Origin of the sequence: Microbacterium sp. VKM Ac-2923, from assembly GCF_022815605.1 — a bacterium.
Lineage (GTDB): Bacteria > Actinomycetota > Actinomycetes > Actinomycetales > Microbacteriaceae > Microbacterium.
Window position 1 is genome coordinate 464,498 of sequence record NZ_JALGRP010000001.1, and the last position, 25,865, is coordinate 490,362.

The 25,865-nt window shown below is 69.5% G+C and carries 22 protein-coding genes; 12 read left to right on the top strand and 10 right to left on the bottom strand.

Features of this window, described 5'->3' with window-relative positions:
* Nucleotides 1-17: 17 nt before the first annotated feature.
* From tsaB to MT347_RS02130, 4 genes are read left to right on the top strand one after another with little or no spacing between them, the layout of a single operon-like run.
* Nucleotides 18-650, top strand: a complete 633-nt coding sequence (gene tsaB / locus MT347_RS02115) for a tRNA (adenosine(37)-N6)-threonylcarbamoyltransferase complex dimerization subunit type 1 TsaB (protein WP_243497627.1) — start codon at nucleotides 18-20, stop codon at nucleotides 648-650.
* Entirely contained in the window at nucleotides 650-1,216 is a 567-nt protein-coding gene (rimI, locus tag MT347_RS02120; RefSeq protein ID WP_243497632.1) for a ribosomal protein S18-alanine N-acetyltransferase, read from the top strand. Before tsaB ends, rimI begins: the two co-directional genes overlap by 1 nt.
* A complete protein-coding gene (gene tsaD / locus MT347_RS02125; RefSeq protein WP_243497637.1) occupies nucleotides 1,216-2,334 on the top strand; it encodes a tRNA (adenosine(37)-N6)-threonylcarbamoyltransferase complex transferase subunit TsaD in 1,119 nt (372 codons plus the stop codon). The genes rimI and tsaD overlap by 1 nt, the downstream gene beginning before the upstream one ends.
* Entirely contained in the window at nucleotides 2,331-2,810 is a 480-nt protein-coding gene (locus tag MT347_RS02130; RefSeq protein ID WP_243497639.1) for a hypothetical protein, read from the top strand. Before tsaD ends, MT347_RS02130 begins: the two co-directional genes overlap by 4 nt.
* A 147-nt stretch (nucleotides 2,811-2,957) precedes the next feature.
* Here MT347_RS02130 and MT347_RS02135 read toward each other — a convergent pair whose 3' ends face one another.
* The gene (locus MT347_RS02135) at nucleotides 2,958-4,145 is read right to left on the bottom strand and encodes a class I SAM-dependent methyltransferase (protein WP_243497640.1); all 1,188 of its coding nucleotides are present in this window, start codon (nucleotides 4,143-4,145) and stop codon (nucleotides 2,958-2,960) included.
* 346 nt (nucleotides 4,146-4,491) lie between these two features.
* On the opposite strand from MT347_RS02135, the gene MT347_RS02140 reads away from it, so the two are divergent.
* From MT347_RS02140 to MT347_RS02155, 4 genes are all read left to right on the top strand, one after another.
* On the top strand, nucleotides 4,492-5,349 hold the full coding sequence (locus MT347_RS02140; protein ID WP_243497641.1) for a hypothetical protein: 858 nt from the start codon (nucleotides 4,492-4,494) through the stop codon (nucleotides 5,347-5,349).
* Nucleotides 5,350-5,378: 29 nt separating this feature from the next.
* Nucleotides 5,379-6,233 (top strand): hypothetical protein, encoded by an 855-nt coding sequence (locus tag MT347_RS02145; RefSeq protein WP_243497642.1) that lies wholly within the window; start codon nucleotides 5,379-5,381, stop codon nucleotides 6,231-6,233.
* Nucleotides 6,234-6,359: 126 nt separating this feature from the next.
* Nucleotides 6,360-8,276, top strand: coding sequence for a dynamin family protein (locus tag MT347_RS02150; RefSeq protein WP_243497644.1), 1,917 nt, complete (start codon nucleotides 6,360-6,362; stop codon nucleotides 8,274-8,276).
* On the top strand, nucleotides 8,273-9,799 hold the full coding sequence (locus MT347_RS02155) for a dynamin family protein (RefSeq protein WP_243497646.1): 1,527 nt from the start codon (nucleotides 8,273-8,275) through the stop codon (nucleotides 9,797-9,799). The genes MT347_RS02150 and MT347_RS02155 overlap by 4 nt, the downstream gene beginning before the upstream one ends.
* A 44-nt stretch (nucleotides 9,800-9,843) precedes the next feature.
* Here MT347_RS02155 and MT347_RS02160 read toward each other — a convergent pair whose 3' ends face one another.
* The 4 genes from MT347_RS02160 to MT347_RS02175 form a co-directional block, all read right to left on the bottom strand.
* Nucleotides 9,844-10,539, bottom strand: coding sequence for a hypothetical protein (locus tag MT347_RS02160; RefSeq protein WP_243497648.1), 696 nt, complete (start codon nucleotides 10,537-10,539; stop codon nucleotides 9,844-9,846).
* The gene (locus MT347_RS02165) at nucleotides 10,526-11,269 is read right to left on the bottom strand and encodes an IniB N-terminal domain-containing protein (protein WP_243497649.1); all 744 of its coding nucleotides are present in this window, start codon (nucleotides 11,267-11,269) and stop codon (nucleotides 10,526-10,528) included. Before MT347_RS02165 ends, MT347_RS02160 begins: the two co-directional genes overlap by 14 nt.
* A gap of 91 nt (nucleotides 11,270-11,360) precedes the next feature.
* Complete coding sequence (locus MT347_RS02170) at nucleotides 11,361-13,937, bottom strand: helix-turn-helix transcriptional regulator (protein WP_243497650.1); 2,577 nt, start codon at nucleotides 13,935-13,937, stop codon at nucleotides 11,361-11,363.
* Nucleotides 13,938-13,964: 27 nt separating this feature from the next.
* Entirely contained in the window at nucleotides 13,965-15,890 is a 1,926-nt protein-coding gene (locus MT347_RS02175; RefSeq protein ID WP_243497653.1) for an Hsp70 family protein, read from the bottom strand.
* A 398-nt stretch (nucleotides 15,891-16,288) separates the two neighbouring features.
* Between MT347_RS02175 and groES the strand changes: the two genes are divergently transcribed.
* The 3 genes from groES (at nucleotide 16,289) to MT347_RS02190 (ending at nucleotide 19,178) form a co-directional block, all read left to right on the top strand.
* Nucleotides 16,289-16,585 carry a co-chaperone GroES gene (gene groES, locus MT347_RS02180; protein ID WP_039394204.1) on the top strand — a complete coding sequence of 99 codons (297 nt, stop codon included), beginning with the start codon at nucleotides 16,289-16,291 and terminating at the stop codon, nucleotides 16,583-16,585.
* Between the two features lie 134 nt (nucleotides 16,586-16,719).
* A complete protein-coding gene (gene rarD, locus MT347_RS02185; RefSeq protein WP_243497658.1) occupies nucleotides 16,720-17,661 on the top strand; it encodes an EamA family transporter RarD in 942 nt (313 codons plus the stop codon).
* 170 nt (nucleotides 17,662-17,831) lie between these two features.
* Entirely contained in the window at nucleotides 17,832-19,178 is a 1,347-nt protein-coding gene (locus tag MT347_RS02190) for an ABC transporter substrate-binding protein (protein WP_243497659.1), read from the top strand.
* A gap of 168 nt (nucleotides 19,179-19,346) precedes the next feature.
* On the opposite strand, the gene MT347_RS02195 is transcribed toward MT347_RS02190, so the two are convergent.
* From MT347_RS02195 to MT347_RS02215, 5 genes are all read right to left on the bottom strand, one after another.
* Complete coding sequence (locus tag MT347_RS02195; protein WP_243497660.1) at nucleotides 19,347-19,868, bottom strand: AAA family ATPase; 522 nt, start codon at nucleotides 19,866-19,868, stop codon at nucleotides 19,347-19,349.
* 121 nt (nucleotides 19,869-19,989) lie between these two features.
* Nucleotides 19,990-20,712 carry an ABC transporter ATP-binding protein gene (locus tag MT347_RS02200; protein WP_243497666.1) on the bottom strand — a complete coding sequence of 241 codons (723 nt, stop codon included), beginning with the start codon at nucleotides 20,710-20,712 and terminating at the stop codon, nucleotides 19,990-19,992.
* Nucleotides 20,709-21,659 (bottom strand): ABC transporter ATP-binding protein, encoded by a 951-nt coding sequence (locus MT347_RS02205; RefSeq protein ID WP_243498001.1) that lies wholly within the window; start codon nucleotides 21,657-21,659, stop codon nucleotides 20,709-20,711. The genes MT347_RS02200 and MT347_RS02205 overlap by 4 nt, the downstream gene beginning before the upstream one ends.
* Before the next feature lie 37 nt (nucleotides 21,660-21,696).
* On the bottom strand, nucleotides 21,697-22,680 hold the full coding sequence (locus MT347_RS02210) for a branched-chain amino acid ABC transporter permease (RefSeq protein WP_243497667.1): 984 nt from the start codon (nucleotides 22,678-22,680) through the stop codon (nucleotides 21,697-21,699).
* A 7-nt stretch (nucleotides 22,681-22,687) separates the two neighbouring features.
* On the bottom strand, nucleotides 22,688-23,974 hold the full coding sequence (locus MT347_RS02215) for a branched-chain amino acid ABC transporter permease (protein ID WP_243497668.1): 1,287 nt from the start codon (nucleotides 23,972-23,974) through the stop codon (nucleotides 22,688-22,690).
* Nucleotides 23,975-24,317: 343 nt separating this feature from the next.
* Here MT347_RS02215 and guaB point away from each other — a divergent pair, with 343 nt between their 5' ends.
* Entirely contained in the window at nucleotides 24,318-25,820 is a 1,503-nt protein-coding gene (guaB, locus tag MT347_RS02220) for an IMP dehydrogenase (protein ID WP_243497670.1), read from the top strand.
* Nucleotides 25,821-25,865 lie beyond the last annotated feature (45 nt).

Genomic DNA, 25,865 nt, shown 5'->3' on the forward strand with positions numbered 1-25,865 from the left:
CCGGATATCCTGGGACGGTGATCATCGGCATCGACACCTCGCTCGGCACCGCCGTCGCGGCGATCGCGCGCGACGGAGAGGTGCTCGTCGACGAGCAGAGCGCCAACCCCCTCAGGCACGCCGAGGTGATCGGCGACCTGCTGCGACGGGCCGCGGCGGCGGCCCCCGCGCCGACCCACGTTGCGATCGGCATGGGGCCCGGTCCGTTCACCGGGCTGCGCGTCGGTATCGCCGCCGCGCGGGTCTACGCCCTCGGGCGCGGCGTCCCGGTCGTGCCCGTGCCCAGCCACGACGGCATCGCGCTCGGCGTGCTGCTCGCCGACGCCCTCAGCGGTGCGGACACCCCTCGCTTCGCCGTGGTCACCGACGCTCGTCGGCGCGAGTTCGCCTACAGCCTGTACGACGGGATCGACGACGACGGCCTCCCGGTGCGGGTGGCCGATGCCGCCCTCAGCCCCCGTGACGACCTCGACGAACGGCTGGCCGCACTCGGGGCCGCCCGAGTGGATGCGACCCGGGTGTCGGCGGCCATGATCGCCCTGGCTGCGGCCCGCGCGCTCGACGCTGGGCGCACGCTCGCCGGCGCCGAGCCCCTCTATCTGCGCAGCCCCGACGTGGTCGCGGCCCACGCCCCCAAGCGGGTGAGTTGATGGCGACCCGCGCCGCCGCGTCTTCCGACCTCGAGGCGATCATGGCGCTCGAACGCGCCGCTTTCCCGACCGACGCGTGGAGCGCCGCGATGATGCGCGAAGAGCTCGCATCGCCGCACGGCTGGTACGTCGTGGTCGAAGAAGCAGGCCGCCTCGTGGGGTACGCGGGGCTGCGCGCCGTCCGGGGAGCGCGCGACGCCGACGTGCAGACGATCACCATCTCCGAAAGCGCCCGCGGGCATGGGCGCGGGCGGGCGCTTCTGGGCGAGCTGCTCGGCGAGGGCGTGCGACGGGGCGTTCACGACGTGTTCCTCGAGGTGCGGGCCGACAATCCCGTCGCCCAGGCGCTCTATCTGTCCGAGGGTTTCGTCGAGGTCGGCCGCCGCCCCCGTTACTACCAACCCGACGACGTCGACGCGATCGTCATGCAGCTCGACCTGCGCGGCTGGGCGGTGCGCCGCCACGAGGCGGCCTCTCCGAGTGCTCCGACGGCGCCCGAAGGCCCCCGCGCCGCAGCCCCCGCCGCCACGACGTCGGCGACCCCGATCGGAAAGGTGTGGTGCTGATGGACGCGCCTCTCGTGCTCGGTATCGAGACCAGCTGCGACGAGACCGGCATCGGCATCGTCCGCGGCCGGCAGCTGCTGAGCAACACGATCGCCTCGAGCATGGACGAGCACGCCCGCTACGGCGGTGTCGTCCCCGAGGTCGCCGCCCGCGCACACCTCGAGGCCCTGCAGCCCTCCATCGACGCCGCGCTCGCCGAGGCCGGTGTCACGCTCGCCGATCTCGACGCCGTCGCGGTCACGAGCGGCCCGGGCCTGGCGGGCGCCCTCATGGTCGGCGTCGGTGCGGCGAAGGGTCTCGCCGTCGCACTCGACAAGCCGCTGTACGCGGTCAACCACCTGGTCGGACACATCGCGGCCGACATCCTCGACGCCGACGCCGGCGATCTCGAGTACCCGACGGTCGCGCTGCTGGTGAGCGGCGGCCACACCTCGTTGCTGCTCGTTCGAGATCTCACGAGCGACGTCGAACTGCTCGGCGAGACCATGGACGACGCGGCGGGCGAGGCGTTCGACAAGGTCGCGCGTCTGCTGAAGCTGCCCTACCCCGGCGGTCCAGAGATCGATCGCGCCGCGGCCGCCGGCGACCCCACCGCGATCCGTTTCCCCCGGGGGCTGTCGCGAGCCTCCGACATGGCATCCCACCGCTACGACTTCTCGTTCTCGGGACTGAAGACGGCCGTGGCCCGCTGGGTCGAGCAGCACGAGGCGGCCGGTCACCCGCTGCCGGTGGCCGATGTCGCGGCGTCGTTCCGCGAGGCCGTGGTCGACGTGCTCGTCACCAAGGCCCTCGACGCGTGCGCCCGCCATGGGGTGCCGCGTCTCTTGCTCGGCGGGGGCGTGATCGCCAACAAGCGTCTGCGCGACGTCGCCCTGGAGCGCGCCGCGGCTGCGGGTGTGGCCGTGCGTATCCCCCCGCTGCGCCTCTGCACCGACAACGGCGCGATGATCGCCGCCCTCGCCGCCGAGCTGATCTCCGCCGGACGGCGTCCGTCGACCCTCGCGTTCGGCGCCGATTCGACCCTGCCCGTGGTCGAGATCCAGGTCGCGGAAGATCCGGATGCCGAACCCCCGGCGCCGCGGTTCGAGCGGGGTCGGCATTCGGGAGCCGCAACGTGAGCGAGGTCCCGCCGCCGACTCGGCGCGCGCGGAAGGACACCGCGGCATCCTCCGAGGACAGGACGTCTGCCGCACCCGTCGCTCCGGGTGTCGACGGAGCGCCGGCTTCCGGGCTGCCCGTGGCGGCCACCGCCCCTCCGCGGTTCGACGACGACCCCGAGCGAATGCCCACGGCCCAACTCGAGATGGCCGCGTTCGGCGACCACCTGATCCCGTACATCCCTCCGACCCCGCCTCCACCGCCCTCGCTGGCGCCGTGGGGTCTGGCGCTGTCGATCCTGGGGCTGCTGGCGGCCCTCTTCACGGGGTGGCTGGTTCCCCTCGGGGCGGTCGCGGTCGTGGTCTCGGTCCTCGCCCTCCGGCGTCCGCGCGACAGCCGCCGTGTCGCCGGCTGGGCGTTGGCGCTCGCCGTCCTCTCACTCGCGTTCAGCGTCGGCTGGCTCGTCTGGGGTTTCTCGCAGCTCTCGGTCGTCTGAGCTCAGGGGCGCCGGAGCCGCGTCGTCGCCGGCTCGCGCCGTCGGGGGCCACCGCGGTCTCGGCTCGCGGTCGCCGGAGCGCGGGCGTTCCGGGTCTCGGGCACGGTGCCCGTCGTCGACGTTCCGAGCCGACGGACGACCCGACGCTCAGACGCGATCGGCCAGCAGAGCGAGGCGCTTCGACCCCACGCGGGTCACGATGAGCGTCGCGGACTCGTCGCCGCGCAGCGACAGCTTCTTGCGGAGGACGGCCGGGTCGACGTCGACGCCGCGCTTCTTGATCTCCAGGGTCCCGATCCCGCGGGCGCGCAGCGCCTGGGCGAGCTTCTTCGTATCGACCGGCAGCTGCTCGCGGACGCGGAACGTCGACACGAACGGGCTCGTGAGAGCGGCATCCGAGGTCAGATAAGCGATCCCGTCCGACAGCATCCCCGCGTCGAGGGCGCGGGCGACCTCCCCGATGAGGCGGGCGCGGATCACCGCGCCGTCGGGCTCGTGCACGAAGGCCCCAAGGTCGCGGGTGTCGACGTCGGGGCTGTCGGCCGGGGCGGTGAGCTCCCACGCGTCGTCGCCGCGCACCACGAGCGCCGCGCGGCGCACCCCCTCGCGCGCGAGGGCGCCGGACCACAGGACCAGCTCGATCGTCGCGCCGTCGGCGCTGATCCACTGCGCCTCGACATCGTCGGGAATCTGCGCGCGGTCGAAACCGGGGCCCAGCTTGACCCCGCCGGAAACCCGGCCCAGCACCGCGAAGACCCATTCGAGCGACGGAGACCACTCGGCGGACGCCACCTGCCGGGTCTCCGCGTGACCGGCGGTGCGTCGCGCGGGGTCGAGCCAGACGGCATCCACCCCCGTGAGGTCCACGTCCTCCGCGCGCGCGTGGGCGACGCGCACCCCGTCGCCGAAGGGGGCGAGGTTGTATGCGGCAATGGCGGCCGTCACTTCGTCGGCGTCGACGGCGTGCACCCGGATGCCGAGACCGGCGAGTCCCAGGGCATCGCCGCCGATGCCGCAACCGAGGTCGGCGACGCTCCCGATCCCCGCATCGCGGAACCGCCCCGCGTGTCGGGCCGCGATCGGTAGGCGCGTCGCCTGCTCGAGGCCGGCGCGGGTGAAGAGCATCCGGTCGGCGAACGGTCCGAACTTCGCTTCCGCCCGCACCCGTAGCCGGGCCTGTCCGACGACCCCGGCGACGAGGTCGGGGGAGTGGCCGGCCGCCCGGAGCCGCGAGACGGCTCGCGCCGCGTCGTCGGTCGAGGTGAGGCGCCCGGTGTCGTCGAGGAGACGGAGCCCCTCGGGGGTGAGGAGGGCGGTGAGCTCGGCGGTGTCCACCGAACCAGCCTAGGCGCGGGCTCCCGTGCGGTTCTCGCCCCTTGGCTCGCGCGGGTGGACCCGGCGCGGCCCGCGAGGCCAACGCTCGCGGCCTGCGGTCGTCGCCCCGCGACCCGCGGTCGTCCCCCCGCGACCCGCGGTCGTCCCCCCGCGACCCGCGGCATCCCCGCCAGAAGGACGCCGCACCGGGAGGGATGCGCCCCCGTACCCCCTCCCCCCTCCCCGAAACCCCGGGGTCCCCCGTACCCGATACCGGGGAGGCCCCCGATGCCGGATCCGCGGCCCGTTCTTACTCTCGAAGAACGAACAGTACTGCGGGCCGCGGCCCGAGAATGGGATGGAAGAAATGCCTACCACCGGCGACATCAACAACTCGCTCAACACGGCCGTCGCGGACTCGCTCAACGACACGAGCGTCGTCAACGAAGACAACTCGGAGAACGCCGACCTCAGCGCGACCGACTCCTTCAACACCGACAACTCGACCACCGACGCCAGCTCGACGACCGTCGATCTCGACGGCTCGTTCAACGAGGGCTCCTACAACGAGTCCAACGAGTGGACCGACTCGCTGAACACCGACAACTCCACGAACGACTCGGGCAACAGCCTCGAGTGGGCCGACGGCTCGTACAACACCGACAACTCGCACACCGACAACTCCGTCAACGCGGGTGTCCGCGAGTACAACACGGGCTTCGGCGCGTGGGGCGGCGCTTCGGCTGCGGAGTCCGGCGCGGCGGGCGGCGGCGGCCACACCGAGATCTGGAGCAGCTCCACGATCGTCGACCAGTCGGTCAACCAGAACATCGCGGCCGACGGCGACGTCGACCAGTCGTTCAGCAACTCGTCGGTCACCGCTTCCGGTGAGGGCTCGATCGCGGCCGGCGGCAACGTCGACTGGGACTACTCGGTCGACGAGTCCTCGAACTTCACCGCCGGCGGCGACATCAACATCGGCAACGAGACCACGATCACCACGATCACGGACTCGATGAACGAGTACAACCTGGACTACTCGTACACCGACAACTCCACCGTCATCGACGTCTCCGACTCGTTCAACGACTTCTCGGAGGACTACTCGGCCGACGGCTCGTTCAACTCCTCCGAGGTGTTCGAGAGCAGCACCGCGATCGACGTCGACATCACGGCGGTCGTGGACAGCTTCAACACCGCCGACCTCAACCTGCCCCTGGCCTGAGCCTCTTCGCAAAGTAAGGAACCAACATCATGGTCTGGAACATCGGTGACGTGGACGACTCGGGCAACACGGCCTGGTCGAACGTCGGCAACAGCAACAACACGACCAACACGAACAACAGCCAGAACCTGGCCGTCGACCTCGAGAGCGTCGGCAACGTCGACAACTCCTCGACCGACGAGTCGACGCAGGACTGGTCGTTCGTCGACTCCGGCAACGTCGATTCCAACAACCTCGACAACTCGTGGGACAACTCCGGCAACACGGACAACTCGACCAACAACTCGGGAAACTCCTACGAGATCGCGGTCGACTCCTACAACACCGACAACTCGGTGGAGGACAACTCGACCAACGCGGGTGTCCGTGAGTACAACACGGGCTTCTCGGGCTGGGGCGGCGCGGGCGCCGGCGGCGGCGACGCCTCGATCTACAGCCAGTCGACCATCGTCGACCAGTCGGTCAACCAGAACGTCCTCGGTGGCGGTATCGGCCAGGACTTCAGCAACAGCGCCGTGACCGCCTCGGGCGAGGGTGCCGTGGCCGCCGGTGGCGACGTCTCGATCTCGCGCTCGCTGGACGCGTCGACGAACTTCGACGCCGAGGGTGACATCAACCTCAACAACACCACCGAGATCACGACCTGGGACAACGTGGGCAACACGACCGACATCTCGGTCGAGCTCACCGACAACTCGCAGGACTGGACGGTCGACAACTCGTTCAACGACGAGTCCGTCAGCGTCGACCTGACCGACTCGTTCAACGACGACTTCAGCTCGACCGAGTCGGAGAACTGGACGATCAACGCCGACGTCATCTGGGGTTCGGGTAACTCCGAGGTCGTGGACGTGCAGGTTCCCGACGTCGATCTCGACGCCTGAGTCGCCATCCGTACCCACGGAAGCGTCTGAACGGTAGCCCTGGGCGGGTTTTCCCGCCCGGGGCTATCGTCGTTCCCAGATCCTTCGACGTCGAAGAGGCGTCGGCCCGACCGAGAGGTTCTCCGCGTGTCCGCACCGGCCCAGCCCACCACGTCTTCCGCGCCGAACGGCGCCGCTGCGGACGGGAGGAAGAACCCGGCGCCGGCAGCCGAACTGGCATCTCTCGTCGAGCGGGCGCGCAAGTACTCCGGAGTCCTCGGGCGAGAGGACCTGGTCGAGAAGCTGACCAGCACTCGCGCCCGGCTGCAGGACCCGCACGTGCGCGTGGTCATCGTCGGGCAGTTCAAGCAGGGCAAGAGCAAGCTCGTCAACGCCCTCATCAACGCCCCCGCCTGCGCCGTCGACGACGACATCGCCACCAGCGTGCCGACCTCCGTGGGCTACGCCGAAGAACCCTCCGCGACCGTGCTCGTGAAGCGCGAGAGCGGTGAGTCCCACGAGGTCCGCCGCGTCGACATCCCCTTCGAGCGTCTTTCCGACTACGTCACCTCCCGCGCCGACCACGAGCAGGACGGCGACGTGGTGGGCGCCGAGGTGCTGCTGCCCCGCGAGATCCTCAAGGGGGGTCTGCGCATCGTGGACTCGCCCGGTGTCGGCGGTCTCGAGTCCACCCGCTCCCTCGCCACCCTCGCCGCTCTCACGACCGCGCACGCCGTGCTGCTGGTGTCCGACGCGTCGCAGGAGTACACCGAGCCCGAGATCCAGTTCCTGCGCCACGCGATGCGCATCTCCCCGAACGTCGCCGCGGTGCTGTCGAAGACCGACCTGTACCCCGAATGGCGCGAGATCCAGCGCGTCGACGAGAAGCATCTGAACGAGCTGGGCGTCAACATCGACGACGTCCCCGTCTTCGCCGTCTCCAGCGACCTGCGCCTGCTGGCCGCCGAGCAGCAGGACCGCGATCTGAACGACGAGTCCGGCTTCCCCGAGCTCGTGGCGCATCTGCGCCGCGATGTTCTGGGCAAGGCGGAGGATCTGAACCGCCGTGCCGCCGTGCACGACTTGCTGACCGTGTCGGACCAGCTCTCCCTGGCGGTGAAGACCGAGCTCAACGCCCTGCTGCATCCCGAGGACACGCCGGGCATGATCGCCCGGCTCGAGGATGCCAAGGCGAAGGCCGACGATTTCCGCAGCCGCACCTCGCGCTGGCAGGTCACGCTCTCCGACGGCATCGCCGACCTGATCTCCGACACCGAGCACGACCTGCGCGACCGCCTGCGCAAGGTGCAGCGCGAGGGTGAGACCGCCATCGACGAGGGCGACCCGGGCCCCATCTGGGAACAGATCGCCGAGTGGGTCGATCAGCGGGTGAACGCCGCGGTCTCCGAGACGTTCGTCTGGACCAACGAGCGGTCGCAGTGGTTGGCGGAGCAGGTGGCCGAGGATTTCCGCATGGGTGAGGGGTCGATCCCGCTGATCGACGTCGCCGGCACGGATGGACTTCTCGACCCGGTCGAGGAGCTGCAACACCTCGACGACGGCAAGATGGGTGCCGCCGAGAAGATCTACATCGGTGTGCGCGGCTCCTACGGCGGCGTGCTCATGGTGGGTCTCGCGACCAGCATCGTCGGGCTTTCGCTCATCAACCCGCTGTCGCTGCTCGCCGGTGTCCTGGTGGGTCGTCGTGCCTTCCGCGAAGACATGTCCTCGCGCCTGCTCCGCCGGCAGAACGAGGCCAAGAACCTCCTGCGTCGTCACATCGAAGACACCGTCTTCCAGGTGGGCAAGCAGCTGAAGGACCGTTTGCGCATCGTGCAGCGCACCGCCCGCGACCACTTCGGCTCGATCGCCGAAGAACTGCACCGCTCGCTCAGCGATTCGGTGCTGGTGGCGAAGCAGGCCGCGGCCACGTACACCGCCGACCGCGACAAGCGCATCACCACGCTCCAGTCGCAGCTGCGTGACATCGAGGCCCTGCGCGGACGCATCCCGACGGCCGAGCTCGAGGCGACACGTCCCGCCCGCGCGGCGGTCACCCGATGAGCGCGGGGCTTCCCGAAGTCTCCCGCATCGTCGATGATGCTCTCGGTGTCTACGCTGACGACGCGGCGGCCGTCGAGGTTCTGGAGTCGTTCCGCGCGCGGCTGCGCGAGCCGCTGCGCCTGGCCGTCGCCGGCATCGTCAAAGCGGGCAAGTCGACGCTGTTGAACGCTCTCATCGGTGAGCGGATCGCCCCGACCGACGCGGGGGAGTGCACGCGCACCATCACCTGGTACCGCTACGGGTCGACCGCCCGCGTCGACCTGCGGCTTCACGACGGCCGTCGTATCTCGCGCCCGGTGCGTCGGCACGAGGGGCGCCTCGTGCTCGACATGGGCGGATACACCGCCGACGAGGTCGCCTGGATCGATGTGGCCTGGCCGAGCGAGAGTCTCCGTTCCACGGTGCTCATCGACACCCCGGGCATCGCGTCGCTGACGGTGGAGAACTCGGCGCGCTCGACCGACTTCTTCATCCCGAAAGACACCCCCACGGCGGCGGATGCCATCATCTACCTGCTCCGGCACGTGCACGCCGAGGACCTGAAGTTCCTCGAGGCCTTCCGCGACACCGCCGCGGGCGAGTCCCAGACCGTTAATGCCCTGGCCGCGCTCTCGCGCGCCGACGAGATCGGCTCGGGCCGCATCGACTCGCTGCTGTCGGCGGCCAAGATCGCCGACCGGTACCGCCGCGACGGAGAGTTGCGTGCCCTCGCGCTCGACGTGGTGCCGGTGGCCGGCCTGCTCGCCGAGGGCGGCCGCACGCTGCGCGAGAGCGAGTTCATCGCCCTCCGCCACATCGCACTGATGGACCGTGAGGCTCGAGACAAGCTGCTGTTGACCGTCGATCGCTTCACCCGGGCCACAGATGAGACCGCCCTGAGCGTCGAGATTCGCCGTGGACTGCTGCGTCGCTTCGGCCTGTTCGGGGTACGGCTGGCGGCGGCGCTCATCCGCGGCGGGGCGACGACGTCGTCGGCCCTGTCCGACCGTCTCGTGCAGCAGAGCGGCCTGGTCGAGGTGCAGCGTTTCGTCGAGGATCAGTTCCGTGGGCGAGCGTTCGCGCTGAAGGCGCGTGGCATCCTCCACAGCGTCGAACGCCTCGTGCGCGAGCGCCCGCGCCCGCAGACCGCGGGCCTGCTGTCATCCATCGAGCGCCTCACGGCGCAGAGCCACGATCTGCGCGAGCTGTCGTTGCTGGCCGAGCTGCGCACCGCCCCGCCCGAACTCGACGCCGAGGCGCTCGCGGAGGCGGAGCGGATCGTCGGCGCCGCGGGACTGGCTCCGGCCCGACGGCTGGGCCTCGGCGATGACGCACCGCCTCAGGCTCAGCGCGAGCGCATCGACGTCCTGCTCTCGCACTGGCGATCCCTCGCGGAATCGCCGTTGACCGACCGTCACACCGCGGAGCTGTGCCGTGGCGTCGTCCGCAGCGTCGAGGGCGCGGCATCCGAACTCGTCGGACGGGATGCCGCATCCCCACCGGCCAAGAGTCCGGACATCGTGCTCTCGGGCGGCCAAGGCTGAAGCGACGGCACCGGTCGATGAGAGGACCGCATGCCGCCGCGATCTCAGAGCTCGGGGGCGGGGCTTCCCGTCGTGCCGCGTCGGATGTCGTGCTTGCGAGCGGTCCACCGCAGAGCGGAGGGAATGACGGCGAACAGCATGCCGAGGGCCGACAGGCCCAGCTGGATGAGCAACAGCCTGTCGAGGGGGATACCCCGCTCGCCGACGGCGACGAACTGTCGCGCCGCCAAGACCGAGGCGGCGAAGAAGAGCAGGGTGCCGAGCATCCACCACCGCGCGTTGTTGCGGCGGTTGTTGAACGACACGAATGACGTGATCTGCACCAGCAGCACCGTCACGAGCGCACCGAAGACGCACCAGAAGACGATGTCGGCGGCGGTGCTCACGGTCTCCGCGGGCCGCGTGGAGTCGACCCCGCGCACGATCGCCTCGACGTCGGGATCGATGGACTGACGGATGATGAACAGATAGCCCACGGCGATGGCGCCGACGACGAGGCTCAGCACCCAGCTGATCTGCGCGAGGCGCACGGCGGCCGGTGGCGGCATCTTCACCATGACGGGCGCGGCGGCCTTGTCGTGCAGCGCGGGGCGCTCCGGCTTGGCGGCCTTGGCGGGCGGCTCGTACGCCGGAGGTGCCGGCGACCGTCGCACCTGCGCTTGGGGGGCGGACGCGCCGGAACGGCGGGTGAGCTCGTTCGAGCCCACCCGCCGTTCCGAGGGCGTGTCAGAGGGTGTCATCCGACGTGTCTTCGATGACGACGTCGTTGCCCGAGTCGAACACCACGGTGGTGTCCTCGTCGACGCTGGTGTCGACCGAGACATCGGTCGTGTCGTTGAACGAGTCCTCGACGACGACGTCGGTGGAGGAGTCGTTCGCCGAGTCGGTGAGGTCGACATCGGTGGAGTTGTCGGTGGTCTCCGTGCTCTCGGTGGTGTCGTTGTACGACCCGTCGATGTCGGTGTTCGTCTCGTCGTTGCCGATGTTGACGTCGTTGCCGGCGTTGATGTCGGTGGAGTTGTCGAGCGTGGTGTCCTGGTCGACGTCGTTGCCGGCCGCGATGGCGTCATCGCCGGATGCGACGACGGCCTCGTTGCCGAAGGTCTGGTTCACGTCGCCGTTGGCCCAGATGTTCTGGTTCACCGACTGGTCGACGATGGTGTCACGGTCGTCGATGTGCGTGTACTGCAGCTGGGTGGTGATCGTCTTGATCTCCTTCACCACCGGGTTCCACTCCGGCTTGGGACCGACCGGAACCGGCGCGGGCTGGGGGTTCACGATCACGTGGGGCTTCTCGGCGATGACCGGCGCGACCGAGCACACGTCCGCGTAGGAGACGTTGTTCAGCCCCCGTGCCGCCATCGCGCCTTCCGGGTCTTCTTCGAACTCGGCTGCGGCCTCCGGATCGCGTAGGAGGCTCAGGATGAATTCGATCAGCGCATCTGCCATGGTCGCCAGCGTGACGCTCATTGGGGTCTCCTCACGGTTGTTCCTTATGCTCGACGTTAGGTCGAAAGGGTTCTTGTGCGCGTCGGGGGGAACCCCCATAGCGCGGGGTGGGTCATAGGGGTTTGCCGGATGCGAGCACCCTGGCGGATTGCGCATTCTCGCCGGACGCCTGCGCGACCGGGTTCGAGGGGTGCGATTCGTCGTCGAGAGCCATGCGCAGGCGAGCCATGAGGTCGGAGCGCGATGTGGCACCCAGCCGTCTGCGGATGCGCGCGATGTGGTGTTCGGCGGTCCGCGGCGAGATGAAGATCGTCTCGCCGATCTCGGCGTAGGTCTTCCCCTGCAGCACCAGCGCAGCCACTTCGCGTTCGCGCTCGCTGAGGATGCCGGCGCTGTCCGTCCCCCGCGCGGGGAGGGGGATCGGACCGGTGTCGGTGGTCGGCGCCGGCGACGTCTCGACGCGCTCCCGAGGGTGCAGCTGACGGGCGCACGCGAGCAGACGGGCGATCACCCGGCGATCGGTCGATTTGCTCGCGCCGTGGCTGGCCAGGCGCGCGCCGTCCCAGGCGAATCCGCAGGCGGCGAGTCCCGCGGCCGCCTCTTCGATGGCATCCACGTCGACGGCACCCGTCAGCACGTCGGTCCACACGCGGCCCGCTCGCGCGAGACGGGCGGCCAGGGGCGTCCGCTCGGCGGCGGCGCGCAGGGCGCGGGCGTGCACGGTCAGTTCCTCGGGGCTGCCCAGCAGGATGCTCGCGTGCAGACCCGACCACTGCAGGCTGGTCGCCCACAGCGGCGGCTGATCGAGGTCGCTCAGCAGCCGCTCGGCGTGATCGAACGAGGAGCGGACGGCGGCATACTCGCCCACGCGCGCCGCCGAGACGACGAACTCGCCGAGCGGAATGAGCGTGAACAGGTCGATCTGCACGCGCAGCAGGGATCCCTGCGCACGTCGCCAGACCGGCGGCAGCTCGGACGGCTGGCCGTTGCGGCGCACGAGCCCGAGCTCGACGGCATCCGCGAGGAGGCGATCGCGCGCTCCGAGCGGGCGTCCGCCGGTCGCCGTCCGCAGGGCGTTCTCGGCTTCGACGGGGTGCTCGCGTTGCACGGCGACCCAGGCGCGCCAGAGCAGCAGGCGGGGGGCCGCCCACGCGCCGCCCTGCGCGCCGGCGATCGCCGCATCGAGCACCCGCTCGGCCACGGACGCCTCGCCCAGGTGCAGGGCGACGAGGGCCGCCACGACGGCGGGGAGCTCGGGCAGGGGGGCGTCGCTGCCCGACGCGGTGTACATCTCGCTCGCACGCACGAGGTCGTGCAGACCGTCGTGATCGCCGGTGTCCAGCGAGGCGCGCAGCCCGCGGGCCAGGAGTTCGAGCGAGACGCCGCGCGCCGTGGGGATCGTCCGGACGGCGTCGGGGGCGGGTGTCGCGGCAGGGTCGGGGTGACCGGCTCCGGCCGCGGCGATCGCCCATTTGGCACGGCTCTCCGGCGTGCTCGGGCCACCGCCCCGGTAGACCTGTGCTCCCAAGTCCATGTCGCCGCGCATCGCCCAGACCGCGGCGGCCATGTCGAGCGCCTCGTCCCCGGGCGCGTTCGGACCCGCGAGCAGGCGGTCCACGAACGACCCGGCGGCATCCACGTCGCCCAGCGCCCAGGCGGCGCGTGCCCGTCTCACGGCGAGGGTCTCCGACGGCGCGCCGGCGCGGTCGGCCGCGCCGTAGAGTTCCGCGGCCTTCGCGGGATCGCGGGGCAGTTCGCGGTCGCCGTCGGCGATGAGAGCGGAAGCCACTCGCTCGTCGGTGGTCCCGCCGAGCAGCGCCTGCACCGAGGCGGCGTCGCGCACGAGTCGCGCCGAGTACAGCTCGAGCAGGCGGTCGGCGGTGAGCCGTGCCCGGACGGCGTCGCGCACCAGGGGCACCGTGCGCCCGCCGCGCTGCAGCAGACCGGCGTCGTAGCCCGCGGCGCAGGCGGGGCCGGCACCGGCGTCCAACGCGGAGCGCTCGTCGAGGCAGAGCGCCTCGACGGCCAGGCGCAGCGACGGATCGAGCGAGTCGATCCGGTGCGAGACGAGGTCGTCGAGCGATCGGGCGATCTCGTCGTGGTCGCACTGCCCGTCGCAGATCGCGTCGCCGTGCAGCATGAGCGCCTCGGCGGTCAGCCACGCCAACCCCCCGGTGGCCTCGAGCAGACGCACGAGGCATTCCTTGGACGGGTCGGTCGTCTCGCGGCCGAGGTGCGCGGTGACGTCGGCCATGGTGACGTGACCGAGCAGCATCGGCGGTTGGTGGCGTTCGATGTCGTCGATCAGGGCGCGGAGGACCGGCGAGTCGGGGTCGGGACGGGTGGAGAGCAGGACGGTCGCGGTTCCCGCCCGCAGACGATCCGTCAGCGCCAAGAGCGCGCGGTCGTCGAGCAGGTGCGCATCGTCGACCACTAGGACGGCATCGGTCGCCGACGGCAGGTCACCGAGATGCGTCAGGGCAACGGGTGACGCGCCAGACGCTCGCAGGGCGGTGAAGAGGTGCCGGAGCACCCTCGACTTGCCGGAGCCGGCCGTCCCCACGACGGCGAGCGGCGCGGGTTCGGGCGCGGTGATCGACGCCTCGAGGAGGGCGCGGGCGACGCGCGGGAGCAACAGCGACTCGAGGTCGCCGTGGGCAGCATCGGAGGACGTGTTCGAGATCGACATCGGTGGTGCTGTTCCGACGGCCGCGGGTCAGGGCGTGGGCTCGGCGGCCGGCGGGGTCTCGGTCACCGGCGCGGTCGTCTCGGCCGGCTGTTCCGACGGTGGCGGGTTCTCCGTCGACGGGGACGGCTGCGGGTTCTCCGTCGACGGGGTCGGCTGCGGGTTCTCCGTCGACGGGGTCGGCTGCGGCTCCTCGGTGACCGGAGGGGCAGTCGTGGGTGACGGGTCGACCGGGGCGGGGGAGTCCGTGGTCGGTGCGGTCGACGGTGTGCCCGTGGATGCCGACGGCTCGGTCGACGTGGGAGACGAAGGCTGGGTGGCCGCCGAGTCGGAGCTTCCACCCGTGCCGCCTCCGCCTCCACCGGACGCCTGCTGCGAGGCAGGGGGAGACGCGGAGGGGCTCCGCTGTTCCGCGGTCTGCGGGGTCAGTCGCTGCGGCGTGCGCGGGCGTTCCTCGCCCCGGGTCGTCGCCCGGGACTCCTCGGGGGCGGCGGCCTCCTGCGGTGCCACGGGCTGGGCGGCGGCGGGCTCCACCGCGGGGGCGGCGATGCTCGCCGGGGGAGAGGACGGCATGTCGATGGGGTCGAACAGGCGCACGTCGAGATCGGCGGCGAGGGGCTGCGAGGTGACGGCCATCCCCGTGCGGGCGAGGATGCCGACGCCCAGGGCGGGCACGCTCACGACGCCGACGGTCACGGTCAGCACGGCGACCCCCGCCGCGACGTAGGCGGTCGCGGGAACGCGACGGAACCACGGAGCACGCTTCGCGGCCCGATCGGCGGTGAAGCCGTCGTCCGCGGTCGGGTCGCCGTGATCGTCGTCGTCGGGGGCATCGTCGTCGACGTCCGCGACGGGGAAGGTCTGCAGACCTCCGCCGGCGGCGGTGCGGGCAGCGCCGAGGGCGATGATCGCCTTCGGGTCGGCGTCGACGGCGATCGGGCGGTCGAATCGCTCCGACAGCAGCTGCGCCACGCGCGGGATGCGGGAGGTGCCGCCGGTCAGCAGGATCGCGTCGAGGTCGTCGGCCGTCAGACCGGACTGCTCGAGCGCGATCTCGAGCACCTCGACGGTGCGCGCGATCTCGGGCTCGATCATGTCCTCGAACTCGGCCCGGGTCAGGCGGACGGCCCCGTGGCCGTCGCCGATGAGGACCGGTACCACGGCCTCGCCGTCGAACGACAGCGATTCCTTGGCGTCGACGCACTCCCGTCGGAGCGATGCGAGCGCCATACGCATCCCCGGGTCGGTGTGCACGCCGGCGAGCGCGGATGCCGGTATGCCGGCGGCGCGCACGGTGTGGCGCAGCACCATGTCGTCGAAGTCGGCGCCGCCGAGGTCGGGGATGCCGACGGGGCTGCCGACGAAGTCGACGTGGCCGTCCACCGTCTTCTGGAGGATGACGGTGTCGAACGTTCCGCCACCGAAGTCGTAGACCGCGAGGGCTCGGCCGATGTCGAGGGGGTGCGTTGATTCGTAGTGACGCGCAGCGGCTTCGGGCTCGGTGATGACCTGCACGTCGTTCCAGCCCAAGCGACCGATGGCGTCGCGCACGAGTTGCGTGCGGTACTCGCCCCAGGTGACGGGCACCGACACGGCGATGCCTTCGGGGTGCTGCCCCTCGCGCTCGACCGCGGTGCCGATCACCCATCCGACGATGAGGGCGAAGAGGTCTTGGGGCGAGAACCGGCGGTCGCCGGCGACGATGGGGACGTCGTCGCCGATCCGGCGCTTGAACTCCCGGACGAGTCGCTCGGGCTGCGCGGTGCCGCGACGCTCGGCCGCCTCACCGAACAGAAGTCCGCTGTCGGAGACGAAGACCGTTGTCGGTGTGCTGTCCGCGTTGCGCCCCAGGGGAAGCGGCGCTGCCAGCAGCGCACCATCCGGTGTGGAGCGCGCGGTCGCAGCCGCAGTCCTGCTCGTCCCTACATCGATCGCCAAGAAGTACGGCGTAGCCATGTGTTCGACCCCCCGAGGGTGCACGGCAGTGCCGCGTGGCACCACTGAATCCCCCGACTCATCGAGTTCGACAACGAACCCGTTCGTGTTCCACCGACGCATACCCCCTGTATGTGTCGACGCTGTGCCTGAAGTGTTGCACACCCGTAAACAGGATGAAAGGGCGGGTGAGATGGGTATGACTCGCGGCGTAAAGATGCAATACTTCGCGCCGCTGCGGCGCCCGTTCGTCGCCGTCTGCGTGTGGGCGCCGAGGAGGTCGTCTCCCGTCTCGAACGCCTCGGTTCGAGATGCGCTGGCACTCGCATTGCACGAGTGCCAGCGCTTCTCTAGACTCGACTTAGCACTCTCCACGTGTGAGTGCTGACAAGTCTTCCGTAACGAGAAAGAGGTAGACCGTGTCGGTTTCCATCAAGCCGCTCGAGGACCGCATCGTCATCAAGCAGGTCGAGGCTGAGCAGACCACCGCGAGTGGTCTCGTCATCCCCGACACTGCCAAAGAGAAGCCGCAGGAGGGCGAAGTCGTCGCCGTCGGCCCCGGCCGTATCGACGACAACGGCAACCGTGTCCCCCTCGACGTCGCCGTCGGCGACCGCGTGCTGTACAGCAAGTACGGCGGCACCGAGGTCAAGTTCGGCGCTGACGAGTACCTGGTGCTCTCGGCTCGCGACGTCCTGGCGGTCGTCGTCCGCTGATCGCGCGACTCTGAGGAGACCCTGGATGCCACGGCATCCAGGGTCTTCCTCTTTGTCGGCACCGCAGCGGAGCGTGGCAGGAAAGGGTGGGCGCTCGGCGACCCCCGCCTCGACGCCGCGCATAGGCTGAACCGGTGACCCCCGCTCCTCCCGCACCCGCCGGCGGGAGCACACGCGGTGCGCTGTACGCACTGGGCGCCTATCTGCTCTGGGGCGTCCTGCCGATCTACTTCCTGCAACTCCAGCCGACCGACCCCTTCGAGGTCGTCGCGTGGCGCATCATCCTGGCGTTCGCGTTCTGCCTGCTCCTGCTCACGGTGCTGCGCATGTGGGGCCCCTTCCTGGCGATCGTGCGGCAGCCCCGACTCATGGCGCTCACCGCGCTCGCCGGCGTGCTCATCTACGTCAACTGGCAGACCTATCTCATCGGGGCACTGACCGGTCACGTCATCGAGACGAGCCTGGGCTACTTCACCAACCCGATCGTCACGGTGCTGCTGGGGGTGATCGTGCTGCGCGAGCGCCTGCGCGTCGTGCCGTGGATCGCCGTCGGCATCGCCGTGCTCGCGGTCGTCGTCATCGTCGTCGGGTACGGACCGTTCCCCTGGATCGCGCTGACGCTGGCGTTCTCGTTCGGTGTCTACGGTCTGGTGAAGAAGCAGATCGGACCCTCGGTGGATGCCGTCAGCGGGCTCACCCTCGAATCCCTCTGGCTGCTTCCGGTCGCCGCGATCCAGTTGGCGATCGTCGCGAGCATCTCCGGGATCACCCTCGGGACCGTCGGGGTGCTCCACACGACCCTGCTGCTTTCGGCCGGCGTCGTGACCGCCGTCCCGCTGTTGTTGTTCGCCTCGGGGGCCAGGCGGGTGCCGCTGACGGTGATCGGGCTGCTGCAGTTCGTGGCGCCCATCATCCAGTTCGTGATCGGCGTCTGGGTGCTGCACGAGCCCATGACCTTCGAACGCTGGATCGGCTTCGGGCTCGTGTGGGTGGCCCTGGTGTTGCTGAGCGTGGATTCGGTCGTGGCATCCCGGCGCCACCGTCACGTCGTGCGCGACGTCGCCGAGCCCGTCTGACGGCGCGGATTCCTTCGTTTACCGGCCCGTCGTTGCCGCGCGAAAGTAACGATTGGGTCGCGTAATCGACCGTTAACACATTGCAACAACGTGGCCACAGGGGCGCGGTTAGGTTTGTGACAATCCGCGGGGGTCATCCGCGCGGTTCCTACTCACCAAGGAGCACCCATATGAGTGTCCTCTCCCGTTCGCGTACGGCGAAGATCATCGGCGGACTCGCCGTGGTCGGCGTCAGCGCGCTCGTCCTGGCCGGTTGTTCCGGCAGCAGCACCCCTGCCGAGACCGGCGACGCTGCCGGCGGCGACTTCCCGATCGACTGCAACGCGGCCGAGCCGGCGGCGTACACCCCCGAGTACTCCTCGAGCTCCACCGGGCCCGCGAGCGGCCTCACCTACAACATCGGTACGGCTCTTCCCGTCACCGGCAACCTCGCCTTCCTCGGCCCGCCCGAGATCGCCGGCACCGAATTCGCCGCCTCCGAGATCAACGCCGCCAACAAGGGCGTGCAGATCAACCTCATCCAGGGCGACTCGGGCGACACCGACAACAAGGCCTACGAGACCGAGATCCCGCGCCTGCTGGGCGCCGGCGCCACGGCCATCGTCGGTGCGGCGTCTTCGGGCACCTCGCTGCAGTTCATCGACCAGGTCATCGCGGCCAATGCCGTCCAGATCTCGCCGGCCAACACGTCGGCGGCCTTCACCGGATACGACGACAAGGGCCTGTACTGGCGGACTGCCCCTTCCGACGTCCTCCAGGGTGAGGTGCTCGGCAACCTGATCGCTTCCGAGGGCAACGAGACCCTCGGCATGATCGTCCTCAACGACTCCTACGGCACCGGCCTCGCGTGCTTCACCAAGAAGGCCTTCGAGAACGCCGGCGGTTCCGTTGTCGCGACCAGCCTTTACAACACCGGTGACACGAACTTCTCGGCTCAGATCGAGGACGTGCTGGCTCAGTCCCCCGACGCGATCGCCCTGATCACGTTCGACGAGGTCTCCACGATCATCCCCGACCTCACCGCCAGCGTCAGCCCCGACAAGCTCTTCTTCGTCGACGGCAACCTGAAGAACTTCGGCGACCAGTTCCCCGCCGGCACGCTCGCCGGAGCCAAGGGCACGTACCCCAGCGTCGACCCCGACTCGACGGCGACTTTCCGTTCGTCGCTGGAGTCGTTCTGGAGCGGCAAGGGCAACCCCGCGCTCGAGGACTTCACCTACGCTCCCGAGTCGTACGACTCGGTCGTGCTGCTGGCCCTCGCGGCGCTCAAGGCCGGCTCCGCCGCCGGTCCCGACGTCGCGGCCAACCTGCAGTCGGTCTCCGGCGGTAGCGGCAGCGGTACGAAGTGCACCACGTACGCCGAGTGCGCCGACATCATCGTCGGTGGCGGCGAGGCCGATTACGACGGCGTCTCCGGCCCGATCACGTTCGACGAGGTCGGCGACCCGACCGAGGCGACCATCGGCGTCTTCGAGTACGGCGACGACAACGACTACAGCTGGCTCCGCGCCGGTTGATCGGTTCTCTCGAAAGGCCCCGGAACTTCGGTTCCGGGGCCTTTCCCGTTGCCGCGACGTGCCGCGACCGAGCGGTCATGGATCCGTTGCGGTGAGTGGCGGGGGCCGTGCGTCAACCGCGGAATCGGCGGCGAACGCAGCGGTGAGCATCACCCGGCGCGGCGTCAGTCAGCGTCGCAGCGGGCCCGTGACGTGCTCGAGGATCCGATCCACGACAGTTTCCAGCGGTGCCGTCGCGTCGATGGGAACTCCGCCTCGGGGGAGTTCTTCTCCACTGATGTGCAACCGTTCGATCAGCTCCCGTTCGGCAACCCGACCGGGACCACCCCACTCGTCGGCGGGACGGGCGTCCAATCGTCGTCGGAGGGTGTCGAGGTCGACCTGCAGGACGAAGACGATGTCGAAGAGCTCCAGAAACCGGGAGGCGTTCCTCGAGCCACCGCAGAAGAAGGTGACAGGTTCGTCGCCGCTCGCAACCAGTGCCCGTACGTGGTCGATTCGCCACAGGTGATATCGATGAGCCGCGACGCCCGCTACCCGGGGAACCGGCTCACCGGTCTCCGGATCGCCTGCATAGGCGAGCTGCCGATCGCCGTTGACGGCGTGGAAGCCGCGTCTGCGCAACTCGCGGCACACGCTCGTCTTGCCCGTACCCGAGCCGCCTTCGATCAGGTAGTTTCGCCTGCCCACACCGAGAGGCTAACCCCGCGCGGGACCAGCCGGCCGCGGCCACCCCGGGGGAGCGGCGCGCGCGCGAAGAAGGCCCGGGCCCCGCAACGGGTGCCCGGACCTTCCGGTGGTGACGCGCGGCTCAGGTGCCGAGCGTGCCCAGGTACAGACCGATCACGGCGGGATCGTCCATCAGTTCGCGGCCGGTGCCGGTGTAGGCGTCGCGGCCCTGGTCGAGGACATACCCTCGATCGCAGATCTGCAGGCAACGACGGGCGTTCTGCTCCACCATGATGCAGGTCACGCCGGCCTTGTTGATCTCGGAGACGCGGATGAAAGCCTCGTCCTGACGCACGGGCGAGAGCCCCGCCGACGGCTCGTCGAGCAGCAGCACCTTGGGGTCCATCATGAGGGCGCGGCCCATGGCGACCATCTGGCGTTCGCCGCCCGAGAGCGACCCCGCGCGCTGCTTCAAGCGCTTCGCCAGGTCGGGGAAGATGCTCGTGACGAAGTCGACGCGCTCGCTGAAGCCCTTCGGCCGCTGGTAGAGCCCCATCTGAAGGTTCTCCGCGATCGTGAGACTCGGGAACACGTTGTTCGTCTGCGGTACGAACCCGACGCCCTTGGCGACGAGCTTGTTGGCGCGCAGCCCCGTGATCTCTTCGCCCTGGAGCAGGACGGACCCCTGGCGCACCTTGACCTGTCCGAAGATGGCCTTGAGCATCGTCGACTTGCCGGCGCCGTTCGGGCCGATGATGCCGATGAGCTCTCCGGGGGCGGCGGTGAGGTTGGCGCCGTTGAGGATGTTGACGCCCGGAAGGTATCCGGCGTGCACGTCACGGAGCTCGACAACGTTGGCGGTCATCGGCCGTCCTCCTTCTTGTGCGACGACGTGTCGTCGATCGCGGCGTCGACCTGCTGTGCGGTCTCGAGCAGCTCTGCGGCCGCGGCGGAGTCGACGGTGCCGGCGTGCCGGCCCGTCACCACGCCGAGGTCGACGTCCTGGTGGGCGCCGAGGTACGCGTCGATGACCGCCTGATCCTTCATGACCGTGTCGGGCGGACCCTCGGCCACGATCTTGCCCTCGGCCATCACGACCACCCAGTCGGCGATGTGACGGACCATGTGCATGTCGTGCTCGACGAACAGCACGGTCATCCCGAGGTCCTTCAGGTCGAGGATGTGATCGAGCAGCGACTGCGTGAGCGCGGGGTTCACCCCGGCCATCGGCTCGTCGAGCATCACGAGGGTCGGGTCGCTCATCAGCGCGCGTGCCATCTCGAGCAGCTTGCGCTGACCGCCGGAGAGGGAGGCGGCGAAATCGCCCTCTTTGCTGTCCAGCTTGAAGCGGGCGAGCAGGTCACGCGCCTTGGCCTCGTTGTCGGCCTCCTGCTTGCGCCAGACGAAGGGAAGGATGCTCGAGAACAGGCTCTCGCCCTTCTGCTTCGTCGCTCCGAGCTTCATGTTCTCGAGCACGGTCAGAAGACCCAGCGCCTTGGTGAGCTGGAAGGTGCGCACCTGTCCCATCCGGGCCGCCTTGAAAGCGGGGATGCCGGCGAGGTTCTTGCCGTCGAACGACCACTGGCCGCTGTTGGGCTTGTCGAAGCCGGTGAGCAGGTTGAACAGGGTCGTCTTCCCGGCTCCGTTGGGTCCGATCAACGCCGTGATGGCATTGCGTGGGATCTCGAGGTGCTTCACGTCGACCGCCGTGTTGCCGCCGAAGTCACGGCGGACGTTGTCGGCGATGATGATCGGATCGACTTTGGCGACGCCGGGAGCGACATCGCCCTTGTGCAGGCCGGTCGCTTTCACGCGCGGCGCCGAGGCGCCGGGTGCGACGGGCGTGGACTCATCGGACAAAGGTCATCTCCTTCTTGCTGCCCAGGATGCCCTGGGGGCGGAAGATCACGAGCAGCATGAGCGCGACGCCGACGATGACGAAGACGAGCATCTGCGACTGGTCGGCGCTGAGGAACGGCAGCAGTCCGATGGAGGACAGGGCCGGCAGCAGGTTCGACAGGAACGCGCGCACGACCCAGAACAGCACGGCGCCGAGCACCGGGCCGAAGATCGTGGCCGCGCCTCCGAGCAGCAACGCCGTGTAGACGAAGAACGTCTGCGACGTCACGTAGACGTTCGGGTTCACGTTCGTGTCCATGGCGGTGATGATGCCGCCGGCGGCGATGATCACACCGCCGATGACGAGCGCCTGCATCTTGAACGCGAAGACGTTCTTGCCGAGCGCACGCACGGCATCCTCGTCTTCCCGGATGCCGCGGATCACGCGGCCCCACGGGCTGCGCATCAGCATCCAGACCAGCAGCACCGCGACCGCGACGGCAAGCAGGCCCAGGATGATGACGTACCAGCGGTTGGCGTTGTAGGTCCACGGGCCGAGGCCGTAGTCGCCCGCCGGCAAGGGGTTGTTCTCGCCGCGCCAGCCCGACTGGAAGTTGAACAGGCCGTCGGCCGAGCCGGTGACGCTGCGGAAGGTCGACGTCAAGAAGATCAGGCGCAGGATCTCTGCTGCGGCGATCGTGACGATGGCGAGGTAGTCGCCGCGCAGGCGCAGCGTCGGAATGCCCATGATGAGCGCGAAGACGACGGCCGCGGCGAAGCCGATGAGGGCGGCGAGCGGCCACGCGAGACCGAACGTGAGGATCGAGATCGCGAAGCCGTACGCGCCGATGGCCATGAAGCCCGCGACGCCCATGTTGAGCAGACCGGCGAAGCCGAAGTGCATCGACAGGCCGATCGCGGCGAGGGCGTACCCGAACGTGGCCGGCGCGAGGATCTGCGACGCCGTGTTGGAGAGGATCTGCAGGAAGTCCATGGTGTACCTACCCGATTCGCTCTCGGCGGCCGAGGATGCCCTGCGGCCGGAAGAGGAGGATGACGATGAGCACCACGAGAGCGCCCACATACTTCATGTCGGAGGGGATCCACAGCGTGGACACCTCGACGAGGAGGCCGACGATGATCGAGCCGATGAGGGCGCCGAACGCCGTTCCGAGGCCGCCGAGCACGACGGCGGCGAACATGAGCAGCAGGATGCCGGAACCCATGTCCCACCGGATGCCGGGGCGGAAGTAGGCCCAGAGCACGCCGGCGAGACCGGCGAGCGCGGAGGCCAGGACCCACACGATGCGGACGACGTTGTCGACGTCGATGCCGGATGCGGCCGCGAGCGAGGGGTTGTCGGACACGGCACGGGTCGCGCGGCCGAGGCGCGTGCGGGTCAGCCACCAGGCGAAGGCACCGATGACGATGATCGAGATCGCCATGCTCGTGACGTCGGTGATGCTGATGCGTACCGGCCCGAGGCCCGGGATGATCTCGCTCGAGGCGCCGGGCAGCTGCTGCGTTCCGCCGCCGATGAAGATCTGGAAGACGTAGCGCAGCGCCAGCGACAGACCGATCGAGACGATCATCAGCTGGACGATCCCGAGGCCACGCCGTCGCAACGGCCGCCAGATCCCGGCATCCATCGCCAGCCCGAAAAGGCCCGACAAGATGATGGCGAGCGGGATGGCGACCCAGACCGACCATCCGGTGCCCGCGCTCAGGAACAGGGCGGCGATGGCGCCGAAGGTCACCATCTCACCGTGCGCGAAGTTCGACAGTCCCGTCGTGCCGAACACGAGCGAGAGTCCGATCGCGGCGAGGGCGAGCATGAGGCCGAAGTTCAGACCGTTCACCGTGCGCGAGAGCAACTGATCGAGGAAGCTCGTCGTCTGCCGCTCCGCAGCTCCGAGGGTGAAGTTGCTGGACACGGTGCTGGAGCTTCCGAACTCCACCGTGCGCTCGAACTCCTGACCGTCGGGGACCGAGATCCCCGTGAGCGAACTCTGGTCGAGCTCGAGCGTCCAGGCGCCGTCCTTCGTCGGGACCTTGATGGTCGCGCGGCCGCGTTCGTCGGTCGTGCCCTCGCCGGTGAAGGTGCCGTCGGTGGCGGTCACCTTCGCCTGCGCGACGGGCTCGCCTTCGGAACGGACGTTCACGTTGATCGAGTAGGGAAGATCCTCATCGTTGACGGCTGCCACCGATGACGGGGCGAGCCCGAACACCAGAGCGGCAGCGAAGAAGCCTGACAACAGCGTCAGGATCGAACGTCGACGGCGAGGCATCCTTGGGGATGCTTGCCGAGTGGTCACGGAACCTCCTGGTCTTTCAGCGACGTGGCCCGTCGCCGCCCGGACACCGTAGTCCGGGATTATTGCCGCGGTGTTTCCCACGCGGCAGTCGATGCCAGAACGATACCCGTCGCGCAGGTATTCGCCGCATACTGCATGATCACGGCGTCCGCGGCGGTGCGGAATGAGGCCAGAGGGCCCTTTCCTCGCGCGGAACGAGACGCGCGCGGGAAGAAATCGGCACGGTCGGGCGCTTACACTTTCAGGCGGAGCGCGCGGTGCGCGCGCCGGCCGACGACGTCCCTTTTCAACAGGCGCCGCGTGCGCAGGAGGATCCATGGAGCAGCACGACCCCTTCGGTTTCATTGGACTGACCTACGACGACGTGCTGCTCCTGCCGGGGCACACCGACGTCATCCCGAGCGAGGCCGACACGTCGTCGCGCCTGACCCGCCGCATCACGGTGGCGACCCCCCTGCTCTCGAGCGCCATGGACACCGTCACCGAGGCGCGCATGGCCATCGCGATCGCCCGACAGGGCGGCATCGGCATCGTGCACCGCAACCTCTCGATCGAGGACCAGGCCAGCATCGTCGACCAGGTCAAGCGCAGCGAGTCGGGAATGGTCTCCAACCCGATCACCACGAACCCGGATGCCACGGTGGCCGAGGTCGATGCGATGTGCGCGCAGTACCGCATCTCGGGTCTGCCCGTGGTCGACCCCGACGGCGTGCTCGTCGGCATCATCACCAACCGCGACATGCGCTTCGTCTCGGGCTTCGAGCGCCAGACCACCCTCGTCAAAGACGTGATGACCAAAGACGGCCTCATCACCGGACACGTCGGCATCCACGCGAACGACGTCATCGCCACCTTCGCGAAGCACCGCGTCGAGAAGCTCCCCCTCGTCGACGACCAGGGCAAGCTCGCCGGACTCATCACCATCAAGGACTTCGACAAGAGCGAGAAGTACCCCCTCGCCACGAAGGACGAGCAAGGCCGTCTGCGCGTGGGCGCGGCGATCGGCTTCTTCGGCGACGCGTGGCAGCGAGCCGAGGCCCTGCGCGACGCGGGCGTCGACGTGCTCGTCGTCGACACCGCCAACGGCCAGTCCGCCGGCGTGATCGACATCGTCACGCGCCTCAAGGGCGACGCCTCCTTCGCCCACATCGATGTGATCGGCGGCAACGTCGCCACCCGCGAGGGCGCCCAGGCGCTGATCGATGCGGGAGTGGATGCCGTGAAGGTCGGCGTCGGACCCGGCTCGATCTGCACCACCCGTGTGGTCGCCGGCGTCGGTGTGCCCCAGGTCACCGCGATCTACGAAGCCGCCCAGGCGGCGATCCCCGCGGGCGTGCCCGTGATCGCCGACGGTGGGCTGCAGTACTCCGGCGACATCGCCAAGGCGCTCGTCGCCGGTGCCGACACGGTCATGCTCGGATCCCTCCTCGCCGGCACCGACGAGTCGCCGGGTGAGATCGTCTTCCAGGGCGGCAAGCAGTTCAAGCAGTACCGCGGCATGGGTTCGCTGGGCGCTCTGCAGACGCGCGGCAAGAAGACCTCGTACTCGAAGGACCGCTACTTCCAGGCCGACGTGCCCAGCGACGACAAGCTCATCCCCGAGGGGATCGAGGGGCAGGTGCCCTACCGCGGTCCCGTCGCCGCGGTGGCGTACCAGCTCATCGGCGGCCTGCGTCAGTCGATGTTCTACGTGGGCGCTCGCACCGTCGAGGAGCTCAAGAGCAAGGGTCGTTTCGTGCGCATCACGTCGGCGGGCTTGAAGGAGTCGCACCCCCACGACGTGCAGATCGTCGTCGAGGCGCCGAACTACAAGAAGTAGTCCTCGGTATCGAAGGGCCGGGCAGGTGGCTGCCCGGCCCTTCGT